The organism is Microbacterium sp. Cr-K20 (assembly GCF_000708325.1).
Lineage (GTDB): Bacteria > Actinomycetota > Actinomycetes > Actinomycetales > Microbacteriaceae > Microbacterium.
Genome location: NZ_JARE01000028.1, coordinates 120097 through 136650, shown reverse-complemented (window position 1 = coordinate 136650; position 16554 = coordinate 120097). Strand labels below are relative to the sequence as shown.

General features: G+C 68.7%; 16 protein-coding genes. 6 read left to right on the top strand and 10 right to left on the bottom strand.

Annotated features, from left to right (window positions below; translation table 11 throughout):
• Positions 1-13 precede the first annotated feature (13 nt).
• The 4 genes from GZ67_RS0105190 to GZ67_RS0105175 are packed head-to-tail and all read left to right on the top strand — an operon-like array spanning position 14 to position 3974.
• Complete coding sequence (locus GZ67_RS0105190) at positions 14-1306, top strand: flavin-containing monooxygenase (protein WP_029262543.1); 1293 nt, start codon at positions 14-16, stop codon at positions 1304-1306.
• A complete protein-coding gene (locus GZ67_RS0105185; RefSeq protein WP_029262544.1) occupies positions 1303-2253 on the top strand; it encodes a bile acid:sodium symporter family protein in 951 nt (316 codons plus the stop codon). The genes GZ67_RS0105190 and GZ67_RS0105185 overlap by 4 nt, the downstream gene beginning before the upstream one ends.
• Positions 2253-3218 (top strand): SDR family oxidoreductase, encoded by a 966-nt coding sequence (locus tag GZ67_RS0105180; RefSeq protein ID WP_029262545.1) that lies wholly within the window; start codon positions 2253-2255, stop codon positions 3216-3218. The genes GZ67_RS0105185 and GZ67_RS0105180 overlap by 1 nt, the downstream gene beginning before the upstream one ends.
• A 9-nt stretch (positions 3219-3227) precedes the next feature.
• Positions 3228-3974: an alpha/beta hydrolase gene (locus GZ67_RS0105175; RefSeq protein WP_029262546.1), complete on the top strand. Its 747-nt coding sequence runs from the start codon at positions 3228-3230 to the stop codon at positions 3972-3974.
• A gap of 3 nt (positions 3975-3977) precedes the next feature.
• On the opposite strand, the gene GZ67_RS0105170 is transcribed toward GZ67_RS0105175, so the two are convergent.
• The 10 genes from GZ67_RS0105170 to GZ67_RS0105125 form a co-directional block, all read right to left on the bottom strand.
• Positions 3978-4841 carry a carbohydrate kinase family protein gene (locus GZ67_RS0105170; RefSeq protein WP_029262547.1) on the bottom strand — a complete coding sequence of 288 codons (864 nt, stop codon included), beginning with the start codon at positions 4839-4841 and terminating at the stop codon, positions 3978-3980.
• A 26-nt stretch (positions 4842-4867) separates the two neighbouring features.
• Complete coding sequence (locus GZ67_RS0105165; RefSeq protein ID WP_231481695.1) at positions 4868-5935, bottom strand: polysaccharide deacetylase family protein; 1068 nt, start codon at positions 5933-5935, stop codon at positions 4868-4870.
• A 56-nt stretch (positions 5936-5991) separates the two neighbouring features.
• Complete coding sequence (locus GZ67_RS0105160; RefSeq protein ID WP_029262549.1) at positions 5992-7107, bottom strand: adenosine deaminase; 1116 nt, start codon at positions 7105-7107, stop codon at positions 5992-5994.
• 50 nt (positions 7108-7157) lie between these two features.
• Positions 7158-8450 carry a thymidine phosphorylase gene (locus GZ67_RS0105155; RefSeq protein ID WP_029262550.1) on the bottom strand — a complete coding sequence of 431 codons (1293 nt, stop codon included), beginning with the start codon at positions 8448-8450 and terminating at the stop codon, positions 7158-7160.
• The gene (locus GZ67_RS0105150) at positions 8447-8845 is read right to left on the bottom strand and encodes a cytidine deaminase (protein ID WP_029262551.1); all 399 of its coding nucleotides are present in this window, start codon (positions 8843-8845) and stop codon (positions 8447-8449) included. The genes GZ67_RS0105155 and GZ67_RS0105150 overlap by 4 nt, the downstream gene beginning before the upstream one ends.
• A gap of 26 nt (positions 8846-8871) precedes the next feature.
• Positions 8872-10155, bottom strand: coding sequence for an ABC transporter permease (locus tag GZ67_RS0105145; RefSeq protein ID WP_029262552.1), 1284 nt, complete (start codon positions 10153-10155; stop codon positions 8872-8874).
• A complete protein-coding gene (locus GZ67_RS0105140) occupies positions 10155-11474 on the bottom strand; it encodes an ABC transporter permease (RefSeq protein WP_029262553.1) in 1320 nt (439 codons plus the stop codon). Before GZ67_RS0105140 ends, GZ67_RS0105145 begins: the two co-directional genes overlap by 1 nt.
• On the bottom strand, positions 11471-12985 hold the full coding sequence (locus GZ67_RS0105135; protein WP_029262554.1) for an ABC transporter ATP-binding protein: 1515 nt from the start codon (positions 12983-12985) through the stop codon (positions 11471-11473). Before GZ67_RS0105135 ends, GZ67_RS0105140 begins: the two co-directional genes overlap by 4 nt.
• A 120-nt stretch (positions 12986-13105) precedes the next feature.
• On the bottom strand, positions 13106-14218 hold the full coding sequence (locus GZ67_RS0105130; RefSeq protein ID WP_029262555.1) for a BMP family lipoprotein: 1113 nt from the start codon (positions 14216-14218) through the stop codon (positions 13106-13108).
• A 160-nt stretch (positions 14219-14378) separates the two neighbouring features.
• A complete protein-coding gene (locus GZ67_RS0105125; protein WP_029262556.1) occupies positions 14379-15494 on the bottom strand; it encodes a mannose-1-phosphate guanylyltransferase in 1116 nt (371 codons plus the stop codon).
• A 179-nt stretch (positions 15495-15673) separates the two neighbouring features.
• Here GZ67_RS0105125 and sdhC point away from each other — a divergent pair, with 179 nt between their 5' ends.
• Positions 15674-16108: a succinate dehydrogenase, cytochrome b556 subunit gene (gene sdhC, locus GZ67_RS0105120; protein WP_072591539.1), complete on the top strand. Its 435-nt coding sequence runs from the start codon at positions 15674-15676 to the stop codon at positions 16106-16108.
• Positions 16108-16554 (top strand): succinate dehydrogenase hydrophobic membrane anchor subunit, encoded by a 447-nt coding sequence (locus tag GZ67_RS0105115; RefSeq protein WP_029262557.1) that lies wholly within the window; start codon positions 16108-16110, stop codon positions 16552-16554. Before sdhC ends, GZ67_RS0105115 begins: the two co-directional genes overlap by 1 nt.

Genomic DNA, 16554 nt, shown 5'->3' with positions numbered 1-16554 from the left:
TGCGGGGAGCAGCATGAACAGATACGCCGTGATCGGCGCGGGTCCATCGGGGTTGGCCGCGGCGCGTGCACTGCAGAAGCGCGGAATCGTGGTCGACGGCTACGAGGCCTCGCACGGCGTGGGTGGGCTCTGGGACATCACCAATCCCCGCAGCACGATGTACGAGTCCGCGCACCTGATCTCCTCGCGCACCACGACGGAGTTCGCCGAGTTCCCGATGCGCTCGCGGGTCGACTACCCCGGGCACCGGGTGCTGAAGGAGTACTTCGACGACTTCGCCGATCACTTCGGGCTCGCCGGGCTGTTCCGGTTCGACACGCGCGTCACCCGCCTCGAGCCTCGCGACGGCGGTTGGGAACTGACCAGTTCGGGCCCCGACGGCACAGAAACGCGCTGGTACGCCGGCGTCGTCCTCGCCAACGGGACCCTCGCCGAGCCGAACGTGCCGGCGTTCCGTGGGGAGTTCTCGGGCGAACTGCTGCACACCAGCGCGTACAAGTCCCCGGAACAGCTGCGCGGCAAGCGCGTGCTCCTGATCGGCGCCGGGAACTCGGGCTGCGACATCGCCGTGGATGCCGTGCACCACGCCGTGTCCGTCGATATGAGCGTGCGACGCGGGTACTACTTCGTGCCCCGCTACCTGTTCGGCAAGCCCAGCGACACCCTCAACCAGGGCCGCCCGCTGCCGGCGCGCATCAAGCAGGCCGTCGACAGCCGCGTCCTGCGGGCGTTCACGGGCGACCCCGTGCGATTCGGGTTTCCGAAGCCGAACTACCGCATCTACGAGTCTCATCCGATCGTGAACACCCTGATCCTCAACCACCTGGGCCAGGGCGACCTGCGCATCCGCTCGGACATCGACCGCTTCGACGGGCAGACGGTGCACTTCCGCGACGGCAGCGCCGACGAGTACGACCTCGTGCTGCTCGCCACCGGCTACACCCTGGACTATCCGTTCGTCGACCGGGAGCACCTGCACTGGCAGGGAGCCTCGCCACGGCTCTTCCTGAACGTCTTCCCCGCCTCGTTCAACGGCCTCTACGTGATGGGCATGATCGAGGCGTCCGGCATCGGCTGGCAGGGTCGCTACGAACAGGCGGAGCTGCTCGCCGCCTACCTCGACGCGGTGGAGACCGATCCCACCCGCGCCGCCCGCTTCCGCGACCGGGTCACGGGAACGGCGTGGCCCGATGTCACGGGCGGCTATCACTATCTGGGTCTCGACCGGATGGCGTACTACGTCAACAAAGACGCCTACCGGGGCGCCGTGCGACGTGAGAAGAGTGCACTGGAGGCCTCGGCATGAACGTCGACGACGTCGTCCTCTCGTTCACGCCCGGCACGCTGACGATCCTCAACGTGGTCCTCGGTCTCATCATGTTCGGCATCGCGTTGGACACCTCGCCGAGCGACTTCCGCGTCGTGGCGAAGCATCCGAAGCCGTTCGCGATCGCGATCCTCGCCCAGCTGCTCCTGCTGCCGATCGCGACGTTCCTGCTGACGCTCGTGCTCCCCGTGCCGCCGTCGATGGCGCTCGGGATGCTGCTCGTGGCCTGCTGCCCGCCGGGGAACATCTCCCAGGTGCTGACGCATCGCGCCGGGGGCAACGTCGCCCTCTCGGTGTCGCTCACCGCGGTGGGGAACCTCATCTACATCGTCGCGATGCCGCTGAGCATCACCTTCTGGGCCTCGCTGCATCCGACCGCTCGCACTCTGCTGCGCGACATCACGCTCGACCCGTGGCGGATGCTCCTGGAGATCCTCCTCATCGTCGGTCTCCCCTTCGCCCTCGGCCTGCTCCTCCGTGCGAAGGCACCCCGGTTCAGCGCCCGCGTGCAGCCGTTCGTGAAGTGGTTCAGCCTGATCGCCCTGCTCGGCTTCATCATCGCCGCGCTCGTCGGCAACTGGGCGGTGTTCGTGCAGGTTCTCGGCATCATCCTGCTGGTGGTCGCGGTGCACGACGCGGTGGCGCTCGCGCTCGGCTACGGCACGGCGGTGGTCGGCGGACTCGGCACCCGCGAGCGCAAGGCCATGACGTTCGAAGTCGGCATCCGCAACGCCGGCCTCGGGCTCGGCCTGGTGTTCCTGTTCTTCGACGGCCTCGGCGGCATGGCGATCGTGGCCGGCTGGTGGGGCATCTGGGACATCGTCGCCGGCCTCGTCCTGGCCGGACTCTGGGCACGGCACACCAGGAAGCGCACGGGTTCGAGCACCGGCGACGCGAGCGGCCGCGCGACCGTCGAGGCCGCCTGATGCCCCGGGTGCTGATCACGGGCGGCAGCGGCTTCCTCGGCTCGCACGTGGCTGAGGCCCTCGCGGCCCGTGACGACGTCGAGGTCGTGGTCGCCGCAGACCTGCGAGCGGGCGCACCCCGCGCGGGCATCATCGATGCCGCGCTGGATGTGACGGATGCGGCGGCGATCGCCCCGGTGCTGCGGCAGCACCGCATCGACACGGTCGTGCACCTCGCGGCGATCGTGAATCCCGGCCACGACGTCGATCTGGAGTACCGCGTCGATGTGACCGGTTCCGCCAACGTCCTCGCCGCGTGCGTCGAGGCGGGAGTCCGCCGCATCGTGGTCTCCAGCTCGGGCGCCGCGTACGGCTATCACTCCGACAACCCGGAGTGGATCGACGAGGACCAGCCGCTTCGCGGCAACGACGCGTTCCCGTACGCCCGGCACAAGCGGCTGGTCGAGGAGATGCTGGCCGAGCACCGGCGTACCCACCCCGAGCTCGCCCAGGTGATCTTCCGCATCGGCACGATCCTCGGTCCGACCGTGCGCAACCAGATCACCGCGCTCTGGCACGGGCGGCGGATCCTTCGCATCGCCGGCTCGGAGTCGCCCTTCGTCTTCGTCTGGGTCGACGACGTGGCGGCCGCGATGGTGCGGGCGGCGACCGACGGCCCGGCCGGCATCTTCAACGTCGCGGGTGACGGGCGGATGACGGTGCCGGAGATCGCCGCTCGTCTCGGCAAGCCGCAGCTCGTGCTGCCCGCGTGGGCGCTGTCGACGGCACTGCGGATCGGACGGACGCTGCGGCTCACCCCGCACGGACCGGAGAAGGTCCCGTTCCTCCGGTACCGTCCGGTGCTGGCGAACCGTCGGCTGAAGGAGGAGTTCGGCTACACCCCGCGCCGCGCGACGCGGGAGGCCTTCGAGGAGTACCTCCGCACGCACCCGGCCGTCGCCCGGAAGCGTGGTGACGCGGGGTAGCGTTGATCCGTGCAGAAGAAGCGTGGCCGCCGGGTCCTGAAACGTGTGCTGTGGAGTCTCGCGATCGTGCTGGTGCTGGCGGTGGTCGGCGTCCTCGCGTACACGCAGATCGGTGTCATGGCCGCCGAGCCGGAGCCGCTCGCGAGCGTACGGGAGAACCCCGCGATCACCGTCACCGACGCGGACGAGGGCATCGTGCTCGCCCCCGCCGACGGCGACTCGGATCTCGGCCTGGTCTTCATCCCCGGCGCCAAGGTCGACCCGTGGGCCTACGCGGCCATCCTCCAAGGGCTCGCCGAGGAGGGAACCACGGTCGTGATCACCCGCCCCTGGCTGAACCTGGCCTTCTTCGACCCGCGCGGACTCGACGCTTTCACCTCGGCCGCCCCGGATATCGATGTCTGGGGTGTCGGCGGGCACTCGCTCGGGGGCGTCCGTGCTTGCCAGCTCGCAGCGGATGCCGACGCGCTGGTGCTGTTCGGCTCGTACTGCGCGACCGACGTGTCGGACAGCGGCCTTCCGGTCCTCAGCATCTCGGGCAGCGAAGACGGCCTCTCCACTCCGGAGAAGATCGCAGACGCGCGCGACCTGCTGCCCGCTGACGCCGAGATGGTGGAGATCGACGGCGCATCGCACGCATCTTTCGGGGATTACGGCCCGCAGGACGGCGACGGCACCCCGACGATCTCGACGGACGAGATGCACGACGAGGTCACGCGACTCACCGAGGAGTTCCTCGCGCCGCTCGCGCCCTGAGACTCACTCCCCCGCGTCGATGACCGCATCCAACAGCGGATGCAGGTGTCGCGAACGGAGGACGGTAGCGGCTGTCCGGGCGCCCACCTCGAGTGCCGCGCCGACTCCCGCGCCGTCCAGGCGCGCGTCGAGCACGCCCGCGAGGAAAGCGTCGCCCGCACCGTTCGTGTCGATGACCTCGACGGGCACGGCCGCCACCCGATACTCGACCCCCTCCGCATCCACGGCCACTGCGCCCTCGGCCCCGAGCGTGCACACGGCGAGTGAGGCACCGGCGGCGATGCGGGAGTGCAGGAATGCGACCGGGTCCGGGAGGCGATCCGCATTGCAGAACACCGCGTCCGCCGCCGCCAGGAACGGGCGGTGGAACTCGGCCTCACCGTCGTAGTCGTGCACGTCGACCCAGATCGGGACTCCGGTCTCGCGCGCCATCGGCAGGAGCCGCAGCGGTTCGGCGGCGAGGTCGAGCACGATCACCGCCGCCTCCCCCATCCGCTCGCGCACCCAGGCATCGTCCTCGCCCGCGGTCGCCTCCGGCGACGACAGGTACAGCGATACCCGGGCTCCCGCGCGGGTCATGAGGTTCAGATGCCGCTCGGTGGCTCCTTCGCCCCAGCGCACCTGTACTCCTGCACGGTCGAGGGCCGCACGCACGCGGCCGCCCTCCTCGTCGGGTCCGGCGAGGGCATAGAGCTGCGCCGCACGTCCGAGCCCGGTGAGAGTCAGGGTCTTACCGGCGCTCGTGCCGCCGACGGTCGCCCACGTCTCGTCGGCGAACTGCATGTGGGGCACCGGCTCGGGAAGCCGGTCGAGAACGACGATCGTGTTCCACGAGGCGGGACCGGCGATGAAGACGGAGTCGGGCATGCGACCATCCTGCCGCTTCGACGCCGTCAGCCGATGCGCGACACCAGGGCGTCCAGGCCCATGCCGTAGTCGATGCGCACCACGGGGAGGGCGAGCTTGTCGGTGCCGATGGTGACGAACCCGGGTTCGATCGTCCGTGCCATCTCGTAGCCGGCCTGCCGGACGCCCTGCTTGGCGGTGTCGTTGTAGTGCCCGAACGGATAGGCGATGACCTCGCGAACGCCCAGAGTGTCGCCGGAGAGGTTGAGGTCGGCGGCGATCTGATCCGCGGTCCAGTTCACCATCAGCCCGTCACCGTTATCGCCCGCCTTGTGCATGTCGTGCGTGTGCGAGCGGCGCAGCACGTGGATCGACGGCGGCAGGTCGGAGCGGTAGGCGGTCACCATGAACGACGTCGCGAGCAGCTCGTGCTTCGCCACGACGGGGGCCCCGAGGTCGAACCAGGTCTGGTCGGCATCGTCATCCGTGATGATCACGCTCCGCGCGGGCAGCGAGAGCCGACCGTCGATGAAGGCGCTCAGCTCGTCCCAGGTGGGCAGGTAGAAGCCCGTCGTCGCGATGTGGTTCATGTGCGCGTCGAAGTCGCCGATGTAGGCGTAGTTGCCGCGCAGCCAGCCGGACTCCCCCTCGGGATTCGCCGTGAACTGGTGGTACATGAGGACCGGGACCTGTACGCCCTCGGCCGCGTTCTGCTCCGGCGTCTTCCAGGCGGCGAAGAGCTCGACCTGCTGCTGGTCGCAGACGACGGGGTCCGCGCCGTTCACCCGTGCGGCGACGGTGTAGGCCGCGGCATCCGCCGCCGTCGCGTACCAGCCGGCGAACACGCGGCCGGCGAGTGCCGGGATCGGGAGCGCCTGGTACAGACCGTCCTGCCGCTGCAGCTGGGGGTCGGCCGGAACCCCTTCGCCCGTGAACGTCACCGCGCAGGCGAGCGGATCACCGGCATCCGCGATGAGCTGCTCCGCCGGCGTGAGCGGGACCACGGTCTCGACCGGAGTCGGTGTCCGTGTCGGCTTCGCTTCGGCCTCGGCCTCGGCCGGTGCATGGTTCAGCCAGACGTATGCTGTGAATCCGCCGCCCACGACGACGATCACCGCAGCGATGATGATTCCCGCGACGCCTCCGCGCCGTCTCCCCCCGGAGGCCACGGTCAGATGTCGAATCCCTCGGCGATCAACTCGACGAGCTCCTCCCGCTCCTCGACGGGGAGGAACGCGGCCGCAGCCGCATTGAACTGGAACGTCTCGAGATCGTCGAGGTCGTACTCGAAGGTCTCGACGAGAAGGGCGAGCTCGCGGGTCAGCGAGGTGGCGCTCATCGTGCGGTTGTCGACGTTCACCGTCACCGAGAACCCGAGCTGGTACAGCAGATCGAACGGGTGGTCGGCCAGGGTGTCGCCCCACGCGGCGATCGCACCGGTCTGCAGGTTCGACGACGGCGACAGCTCGAGCGGGATCTCGCGGTCGCGCACCCAACGGGCCAAGTCGCCGAACTGCACCTGCACCTCGTCGCCCTCCTGTGTGACGACCTGGAGGTCTTCGGCGATGCGCACACCGTGGCCGAGGCGCAGCGCGCGACCGTCGATCAGCGCCGAGCGGATGGACGCGAGCCCTGCGGCCTCACCCGCGTGCACGGTCACCGGGAAGAAGTTGTCGGCGAGGTAGTCGAACGCCGCGCGGTGGTTCGACGGCGGGAAGCCGTCTTCCGGGCCGGCGATGTCGAAGCCGACGGCGCCACGACCGCGGAAGGCGACCGCGAGCTCCGCGATCTCCCGTGCCCGGTCGGTGTGGCGCATCGCCGTGATGAGCTGGCCGACGCGGATGCTGCGACCATCGCGATCCGCCGCGTCCTCGCCCTCCTCGATGCCCTGCTGCACGGCTTCGACGGTCTGCTCGAGCGTGAGGCCCTGCGCCTGATGCTGCTCCGGAGCCCAGCGCACCTCGCCGTAGACCACACCGTCGGCTGCGAGATCCTGGACGAACTCGCGCGCGACGCGGGTGAGCCCTTCCTGGGTCTGCATCACGGCGGTGGTCAGGTCGAACGTCTTGAGGTACTCGACCAGCGAACCGGAGTCACTCTGCTTCGCGAACCACTTCCCGAGGGCTGCGGGCGTGGATTCCGGGACCTCGAGGCCGATGGAGTCCGCGAGCTCGAGGATCGTCGAGGGGCGCAGAGCGCCGTCGAGGTGGTCGTGCAGCGACACCTTCGGGAGGCTCCGCAGGGAGACGCCCTGCAGCGTGACGTCGCCGTTCGCATCGATCGACATGGTGATCCTCTCGGTCGCGGATGTGCTCAGTTCAGGCTAGCGGTCGCGGGTCACGCCGTGATGCGCTCGCGCACGATGGGACCGGCCGCCGGAGCCTCGTCGCCGATCTCCCACGAGCCCTCGAGAGCATCGAGAGCCCGGCCGAAGCGTGCGTCGTCGGCAGCGGAGAGGGTGAACAGCGGCTGCCCCGCGACGACGCGGTCACCGGGCTTGGCGTGCAGGTCGATCCCCGCCTCGAAGATCACCGGATCCTCGGCCCTGGCGCGACCGGCTCCGAGCCGCCAGGCGGCGATACCGAACGGCAGCGCGTCCATGCGCGTCATCACCCCGTCGGCCGGGGCCGTCACGACGTGCGTCTCCCGTGCGGTCGGCAGCGCCGCATCGGGGTCGCCGTCCTGGGCGCGGATCATCGCCTTCCAGGTGTCCATCGCGCGGCCGTCGTCGAGCGCGGCTTCCACGTCGGCATCCGGCTGTCCGGCGAGGGCGAGCATCTCCCGTGCCAGGGCGAGGGTCAGCTCGCGGACATCGGCGGGGCCGCCGCCGGCGAGGATCTCGACGGATTCGCGGACCTCGTTGGCGTTGCCGATCGCGAGTCCGAGCGGCACGTTCATGTCGGTGAGGAGCGCGGTCGTGGCCACGCCGGAGTCGGTACCGAGCGCGACCATCGTGCGCGCGAGTTCGCGGGCGCGGTCGATGTCCTGCATGAAAGCGCCGGAGCCGAACTTCACGTCGAGCACGAGCGCGTCGGTGCCCTCGGCGATCTTCTTCGACATGATGCTCGACGCGATCAGTGGGATCGCCTCGACCGTGCCGGTGACGTCACGGAGGGCGTACAGCTTCTTGTCGGCGGGCGCGAGACCCGAACCCGCGGCGCAGATGACCGCGCCGACATCGCCCTGCATCTGCGCGAACATCTCCTCGTTGCTGAGGGCGGCGCGCCAACCGGGGATCGACTCGAGCTTGTCGAGCGTGCCGCCGGTGTGGCCGAGTCCGCGACCGCTGAGCTGGGGAACGGCGACGCCGAACGACGCGACCAGCGGGGCGAGCGGCAGGGTGATCTTGTCGCCGACGCCGCCGGTGGAATGCTTGTCGACGGTCTTCTTGCCGAGCGAGGCGAAGCTCATCCGCTCCCCCGATGCGATCATCGCGTCGGTCAGTACGCGGATCTCATCGCGCTCCATCCCGCGCTGGAAGATCGCCATCGCGAACGAGGCCATCTGCGCGTCGGAGACGTAGCCGCGGGTGTACGCGTCGATCATCCACCGCAGCGCCGCCTCGGGAACCGCACCGCCGTCGCGCTTGGCGCGGATCACGTCCACCGCGTCGAAGGGCTCAACAGTCATCGTGCTTCCTCCAGGTCGCGCGGCCCGAATGCATCGGGCAGCACCTCGTCGATCGTGCGGATGCCGGAGACCGTCTCCAGCAGCATGCCCGGCATCGCGTGCTCGAACAGCAGCTGACGGCAGCGTCCGCACGGCATGATCGTCTGTCCGTCGTTGTTCACGCACACGAAGGCGACGAGCTGGCCGCCGCCCGACATGTGCAGATCGCCGACGAGGGCGCACTCGGCGCACAGGGTCACGCCGTAGGAGGCGTTCTCGACGTTGCAGCCGGCGACGATGCGGCCGTCGCCGACGAGGGCCGCCGCCCCCACGCGATAACGCGAATACGGCGCGTACGCCTTCGTCATGGCATCCGTGGCGACCTGGCGCAGTTCATCCCAGTCGATGTCTGTCATTGCGATGCTTTCCTCTTCCGACCGGGCTAGGACTTTATGTAGGGCTTGCCGTCGGCGGCGGGCGCCTTGATCTGCCCGGCGAATCCGGCCACGGCGAGCAGCGTGACCAGGTACGGCAGCATGAGCATGAACTCACCCGGGATCGGCGTCTTCAGGATCGACAGCAGGTTCTGCAGGTTGGTCGCGAAGCCGAACAGCAGCGCGGCGAGCGTGGCACGGATCGGGTCCCAGCGGCCGAAGATCACGGCTGCGAGGGCGATGAAGCCGAGTCCCGCCGTCATGTCCTTGCCGAACTGCGGCACCGAGACGAGCGTGAAGTACGCACCACCCATGCCGGCGATCGCCCCCGCGAGCAGCACGTTCCAGAATCGGGTCGGGTTCACCTTGATGCCGACGGTGTCCGCGGCCTGCGGGTGCTCACCCACGGCACGGAGCCGCAGACCCCAGCGGGTGCGGTACAGCCCCCACGCCACCACGGCGACGGTGATGAACATCAGGTATCCGATGAACGTCTGGTTGAACAGGACGGGTCCGATGATCGGGATGTCGCTGAGCACCGGGATCTCGACGCGCGGGAACCGGACGGGGGTGTTCAGGGTCGTCTCGTTCGGTGCGAGGAGTGCGCCGTAGAGGAAGCCGGTGAGACCCGTGACGAGCACGTTGAGCACGACACCGACGATGACCTGCTCGACGAGGTACTTGATCGCGAACGCGGCCAGCACGCTGGCCACCAGCACGCCACCCACCATCGCCCCGATCAGACCGACGAACGGGTTGCCGGTGATGCTCGAGAGCAGGGCGGCGGAGAATGCACCGAGCAGGAGCTGACCCTCGATCGCGACGTTCACGACACCGGCACGCTCGCCGATGACGCCGCCCAGAGCACCGAACACGAGCGGTACTGACAGCGACACCGCTCCGAACAGCAGGCTGGTGACCGGCACGAGTCCCCCGGCGGATGCCCAGACGAGGAATGCGAAGACGGCGAGCACCCCGTAGGCCACGACCAGCCACAGCGAGGGCTTGCGGTAGGTCCATGCCCGGAGGAAGGCACCGACGGTCAGGACCACCAGGATGCCGAACACGACCCAGAAGGTCGAGGCGGTCGGCAATGCCACGTCGGGCAGCGAGAGGGCCGAGGACTGGTCGGAGAGGCGGAACGTGCTGGTGCCCGAACGCGGGACGGCGAGGAACAGCAGCGCCAGCAGCGCGGTCGCCGCGGCGAGGACGATCGGCGCCTTGAGGTGCCGCTCCTTGACCGTCGCGAGCTGCACCGTGCCGTCGGCGGCCTGGGTCTGAACGAGGGACATCATGCCATCACCGCCTTCTTCGCGGCCTTGGCTCTTGCCTTGGCAGCCTTCTCCGCATCGGTCTTCGGAAGGAAGAACACCGTCCGCAGCAGCGGCGGCGCCGCGATGAACAGCACCACGAGCGACTGCACCACGAGCACGATGTCGACCGGGATGTCCTGCGCCTGCATCGAGAACGAGCCCGCCTTGAGCGCCCCGAACAGGATGCCGGCGGCGAACGTGCCCCACGCACGGCTGCGGCCGAGGAGCGCGACCGTGATCGCGTCGAAGCCGATGCCGGCGTCGATCGTCTCGGTCACGCCGGTGGTGACGGCGCCCTGGATCTGATTCATGCCGGCGAGACCCGCCAGGCCTCCGGCGAACAGCATCGCGTAGACGTAGATGCGCTGCACGCTGATGCCGGCGGCGCGTGCCGCATGGGGGTTCTCCCCCACCGCGCGCATCCGCATGCCGAGCGACGAGCGCTCGATCAGCCACCAGACGAACAGCGTCGCGACGATCACGATCACGAAGCCGAGATCGAGCAGCGGGAACTGCGGACCGAGCAGGGTCGGGAACTGGGCGCTCTGCGGCGTCGCCGAGCCGAGTGCCTGGTTGGTGCCCGGCTTCTGCAGCAGACCCGGCGTGCGGATCATCCACAGCAGCAGGTAGTACGCGATGTAGTTGAGCATGATCGTGAGGATCACCTCGTGCGCACCGGTGCGCGCCTTGATGAGCCCCGCGATGGCACCCCAGAGAGCACCGCCGGCGATACCGGCGATCAGCGTCACCGGGATGTGCAGCCAGATCGGCAGATCGAGCGAGAAGGTCAGCAGCGCCGCGACGGCGACACCGATGAGCATCTGCCCACGGGCACCGATGTTGAACAGGCCGACGCGGAACGCCAGAGCGACACCGAGGCCGGCCGCGATCAGCGGAGCCGCGAAGCCGAGGGTGTTGGTCAACGGCCGGATCTGGGCCGCGAAGTCCGCGCCACGGGCGTTGAAGATCGCTCCGCGGAACAGCGCCTCGTAGCCGTTGTACACGGCGTTCCAGGCGGCGACGAACGTGTCGCCCGGCTGCGCGAAGAAGTACACCGAGGCCGTCTGCACGTCTTCGTTCGTGAAGGCGATGAGGATGCCGCCCACGATCAGTGCCAGGACGATCGCGAGGATCGTCGTGACGGCGTTGCCGCGGAGGATCTCCTTGAGGATGAGGTTTCCGCGCGGAGGCGGCGGCACGTCGGAGGGGTCGCGCGGGACGGTGCCGGTGCTCGTGGCGAGCTCCTGCGGCGGGATCCCCTTGGTCACATCTCCTGCGCCGGGCGTCGCTCCGCTCACGCGGCCACCTCCCCTTCGGCCGCTCCGGCCATCATGAGTCCGAGTGTCTCCCGAGGCGTGTCTCCGGGGACGATGCCGACGATCGTGCCGCGGTACATGACCGCGATCCGGTCGGCGAGAGCCGCGACCTCGTCGAGCTCCGTGGAGACGACGATCACGGGGATGCCCGCATCGCGCGTCTCGATGATCCGCTTGTGGATGAACTCGATCGAGCCGACGTCCACGCCACGGGTCGGCTGCGCGGCGACGAGGAGCCGCAGGTCGCGGCTCATCTCCCGGGCGATGACGACCTTCTGCTGGTTGCCGCCCGAAAGCGTGCCCGCCGGCGTCTCCGGCCCCTGCGTGCGGATGTCGTACTCGGTGATGCGCGCACGGGCGAACTCGTCGAGAGCCGAACGGCGCAGCGTGCCGGCGCGGCTGAACGCCGGGTCGTCCGAGCGGTCGAGGATGAGGTTCTCCGCGACGGAGAAGCCGGCGACCAGCCCGTCCTCCGTGCGGTCCTCGGGGACGAAGCCGACGCCGGCGTCGAGGATGGCGCGCACGCTCTTGCCGACGAGTTCTTTCCCGTCGAGCACGATGCTGCCTTCGACGCGGGCGGCGAGGCCGACGATGGCCTCGACCAGTTCGGTCTGGCCGTTGCCCTGCACACCGGCGATCGCGAGGACCTCGCCGGGACGGACGGCGAGGTCGACGCCGTCGACGACGATCGCGCCCGTGGCGGTGAGGACGCGCAGTCCCTTGACTTCGAAACCGCCCTCGCCGAGGCGGGGCGGGTCCTTGTGCACGGTCAGCTCGACCGCGCGACCGACCATGAGGGAGGCGAGCTCCGCGTTCGTCGCGGTGGGAGACGCCTCGCCGACGACCTTGCCCAGACGGATGATGGTGATCTTGTCGGCCACCTCGCGCACCTCGCGCAGCTTGTGCGTGATGAACACGATCGCCGTACCCTCGTCGCGCAGCTGACGCATGATGTTCATCAGCTCGTCGGTCTCCTGCGGGGTGAGCACCGCGGTCGGCTCGTCGAAGACGAGCACCTTCGCGTCGCGCGACAGGGCCTTGATGATCTCGACGCGCTGCTGCACGCCGACGGGCAGGTCGCCCACGAGCGCATCCGGGTCGATGTCGAATCCGAAGCGGGCGGCGACCGAGCGCACGTGCTCTCGCGCCTTCGCGATGTCGAGCCTGCCGAGCGCCTTGGTCTGCTCGTGACCGAGCATCACGTTCTCGGCCACGGTGAAGACCGGGACGAGCATGAAGTGCTGGTGGACCATGCCGATCCCCGCAGCCATCGCGTCGCCAGGACCGCGGAAGCGCTGCACCTCGTCATCGAGGAGGATCTCTCCCTCATCGGCCTGGTACAGGCCGTAGAGGACGTTCATGAGCGTGGACTTGCCCGCGCCGTTCTCGCCGAGGAGCGCGTGGATCTCCCCCGGCTCGACCACCAGATCGATGTGGTCGTTGGCCACGAGGCTACCGAATCGCTTGGTGATGCCGCGAAGTTCGAGCTTCATATCTGCACCTTATCCAGAAGAGTTATCCAGAAGAGTCATCCAGGAGAATCATCGTCCGTCCACGGCACGGGGCGAGTGGCAGCCTGCTCACCACTCGCCCCGTGCTGGACCGGTTACGACTTACGGGGAGTTCTCGGACTCCACCGTGATGTCACCGGCGATGATCTGCTTCTGCAGCTCGGCCAGCTCGTCGAGCAGGCCGTCGGGCAGCTCGCCCTCGAAGTCGCCGAAGCCGGAGAGCTTGACGCCCTCGTTCTCGAGCGTGCCGACGTACGGCGCTGCGTCGAACTCGCCGGCGGCGGCCGCGACGGTGGCGTCATGCACGGCGACGTCGATCGCCTTCATGATCGAGACCAGCGTCATGCCGGCCACGTTCGGGTCGGCCACGGCCAGGTCGCTGTCGACGCCGAGCATCAGCGTGTCCTTGCCGCTGTCGGTGATCGCCGCAGCAGCGCTCTGGTAGACGGGGCCGCCGACCGGGAGGATGACGTCGACGCCCTGGTCGAGCACGCCCTGCGCGGTCTGCTTGGCGGTGTCGTTCGCGTCGAAGCCGCCCGTGAACGAGCCCTTCTGCGTCGCGGCGTCCCAACCGAAGACCTCGACCGCAGCCGACTTGTCCTCGTTGTACTTGTCGACGCCGAGCTGGTAGCCGTCCATGAACACGGCGACCGACGGGATCTGCATGCCGCCGAAGGTGCCGACCTTGTTCACGCCGCTCTGCGCGGACCAGGCTGCCGCGGCGTAGCCGCCGAGGTAGGCCGCCTGCGCGGTGTCGAAGACGAGGGGCTTGATGTTCGGGGCATCGGTGGTGCCGTCGAAGTCGTTGTCGGCGTAGTCGTCGATGATCGCGTAGTCGATCTCAGGGTTCGCGAGCGCGGACTCGACCGTGGCTGCGGAGAGCTTGAAGCCGACGGCGACGATGAGCGAGCAGCCTTCGGAGACCGCGGTCTCGAGGTTCGGCGCGTAGTCGTTGTCGTTCGCCGACTCGAACTCGAGGGGCTTGATGCCGAGCTCGTCAGCCGCGCTGTCCATGCCCTCCTTGGCCGACTGGTTGAACGACTTGTCGTTCCAGCCGCCCGCGTCGGAGATGAGGCAGGGAAGGAAGTCGGAGTCGACCGGCTTCTCGGAGCCCGCGGGCTTGTCGGTCGGTGCCTGACCGCAGCCGGCGAGCGCGAAGATGACGCCCGCGGCGACCGTCGCGCCGAGCAGCTTCTTGGTGGTGGAGATGGTCAACTGATGCCTCCCTCAACGAAACCGCGGCCATCGCGGATCGATCAAAGTTACCTACTGTTTCGCCTTTTGCGCACGTGCGCGGCGGATGCGCTGGCCAAAGGTTACAAAGCTGAAATCAAGCCACCCGATGAGCGTGAACGCCTGCTCATCGGCGCAGGGTTCAGAGCACGTCTCCGCGGCCGGTGAGCTTGAGGGACTCGACGACGCCCTTCACGCGCTGCGCGTGCTCGACCGTGGTGACCAGGAGCGCGTCGGGGGTGTCCACGACGACGATGTCCTGGACGCCCACCAGGCTGATCACCCGAGACGTCTGACTCACGAGGATCCCGCTCGCGCCGTCGGTCAGCACCCGGGCATTCGGCCCGAGGACGGCGAGGTCGTTCTTACGTCCGTTGTTGATGAGCTTGGTCAGCGAGGCGAAGTCACCCACGTCATCCCAGTCGAAATGGCCGGGGACCACCGCGAGCCGTCCGCGGCGGGCGGCGGGCTCCGCGACCGCGTAGTCGATGGCGATCTTCTTCAGGCGCGGCCAGATGCGGTCGACCGCCGGTCCGCGCAGCTCGCGGTCGTCCCAGGCCTCGGCGAGTTCGAGGAGCCCGGCGTGCAGCTCGGGCTCGTTCGCGGCGAGCTCGTCCAACAGCACGCTCGCCTTCGCGATGAACATGCCGGCGTTCCACAGGTAGTCGCGATCGGCGAGGTACTCCTTCGCCGTCTCCAGGTCGGGCTTCTCGACGAAGCTCTCCACGAGCGCGGCCTCGCGCGCGCCGTCGACCACGAGCTCCGGGCCCTTCTTGATGTAGCCGAAGCCGATCGCCGGCTCGGTGGGTGAGATGCCGATCGTGCAGATGTACCCCTCGCGGGCGACCTCGACGGCGTCGCGCACCGCGAACTCGAACACGCGCGTGCTGCGGATCACATGGTCCGCGCTGAACGAGCCGATGATCACGTCGGGCTCGCGACGGTGCAGGATGGCTGCGGCGAGGCCGATCGCGGCGGCCGACTCCCGCGGCTCCGACTCGAGGAAGACGTTGAGGTCGGCGATGCCCGGCAGCTCGGCCTCGACCGCGGCGCGGTGGGCACGTCCGGTGACCACGGCGATCCGGTCGGATCCGCTGAGCGGTTCCAGGCGGTCCCAGGTGTCGCGGAGCAGCGAATGCCCGGAACCCGTGAGGTCGTGCAGGAACTTGGGCGCGTCCGCTCGGGAGAGCGGCCAGAGCCGGCTGCCGATGCCGCCGGCGGGAATCACTGCGTAGAAATCCTTGATGGGTGCGCTCACCCTGCCAGGGTAGCCCGAGGAGACCTCTCGACATCGAGATACTTAGGCTCCCCTTCGTCGCTCCCAGTCTTCTGACAGGAATAGGATGGACAGCGATCGGGCGTGCCTGACTTCGACAGGCTCACACTTGAACGAGAGCAGCGCATGCGACCGACGCACATCGATCAGGGAGGACGACCGTGTCCACGAGCGCTCGCTTGACACCGTCGATTTCGGAAACCACGTCCAAGACCCCCCGCGGCACCCTTTATCGGGGCCGCGAAGGCATGTGGTCGTGGGTGCTTCACCGCATCACCGGAGTCGCCATCTTCTTCTTCCTGTTGGTGCACGTGCTCGACACGGCACTGATCAGGGTCTCGCCGGAGGCGTACAACGCCGTGATCGGCACGTACAAGAACCCCATCATGGCGCTCGGCGAGGTCGTGCTCGTGGCCGGCATCGTGTTCCACGCGATGAACGGGCTGCGCATCATCGCCGTCGACTTCTGGTCGAAGGGCGCCAAGTACCAGCGTCAGCTCTTCTGGGGCGTGCTGCTGGTCTGGGGCATCATCATGGCCGGCTTCGTGCCCCGCCACCTGATGCTCGCGTTCGCCGGATTCGGAGGGGGACACTGATGACCGCGCAGACCATCGCAGCCCCGGCTCGCCGCCGGCGCGGAGTCAACCTCGAGAAGTGGGGCTGGGTCTTCATGCGCGCCTCGGGCGTCGTGCTCGTCGTGCTGATCTTCGGCCACCTCTTCGTCAACCTCATGGTCGGCGAGGGCATCCACGCCCTCGACTTCGCATTCATCGCCGGCAAGTTCGCCACGCCGTTCTGGCAGTGGTGGGACGTGCTGATGCTGTGGCTCGCACTGATCCACGGCGCCAACGGCATGCGCACGATCGTGAACGACTACGTCACGAACACCACCGCCCGGAAGGCCCTCACCTGGGCCCTCGGGCTCGCCGCCGGTCTGCTCATCATCCTGGGCACGCTCGTCGTCTTCACGTTCGACCCGTGCCTGGGTGTGACCGAGGACAGCGTCCTGTGGAGCGAATGCGCCGCACTGGTCGGGAACTGA

Bases quoted from the DNA above. Each gene is read 5' to 3' on its own strand.
- GZ67_RS0105185 (WP_029262544.1), top strand. From the start codon at position 1,303: ATGAACGTCGACGACGTCGTCCTCTCGTTCACGCCCGGCACGCTGACG.
- GZ67_RS0105150 (WP_029262551.1), bottom strand. From the start codon at position 8,845: ATGACAGACATCGACTGGGATGAACTGCGCCAGGTCGCCACGGATGCC.
- GZ67_RS0105180 (WP_029262545.1), top strand. From the start codon at position 2,253: ATGCCCCGGGTGCTGATCACGGGCGGCAGCGGCTTCCTCGGCTCGCAC.
- GZ67_RS0105170 (WP_029262547.1), bottom strand. From the start codon at position 4,841: ATGCCCGACTCCGTCTTCATCGCCGGTCCCGCCTCGTGGAACACGATC.
- GZ67_RS0105160 (WP_029262549.1), bottom strand. From the start codon at position 7,107: ATGTCGATCGATGCGAACGGCGACGTCACGCTGCAGGGCGTCTCCCTG.
- GZ67_RS0105155 (WP_029262550.1), bottom strand. From the start codon at position 8,450: ATGACTGTTGAGCCCTTCGACGCGGTGGACGTGATCCGCGCCAAGCGC.
- GZ67_RS0105115 (WP_029262557.1), top strand. From the start codon at position 16,108: ATGACCGCGCAGACCATCGCAGCCCCGGCTCGCCGCCGGCGCGGAGTC.
- GZ67_RS0105135 (WP_029262554.1), bottom strand. From the start codon at position 12,985: ATGAAGCTCGAACTTCGCGGCATCACCAAGCGATTCGGTAGCCTCGTG.
- GZ67_RS0105145 (WP_029262552.1), bottom strand. From the start codon at position 10,155: ATGTCCCTCGTTCAGACCCAGGCCGCCGACGGCACGGTGCAGCTCGCG.
- GZ67_RS0105190 (WP_029262543.1), top strand. From the start codon at position 14: ATGAACAGATACGCCGTGATCGGCGCGGGTCCATCGGGGTTGGCCGCG.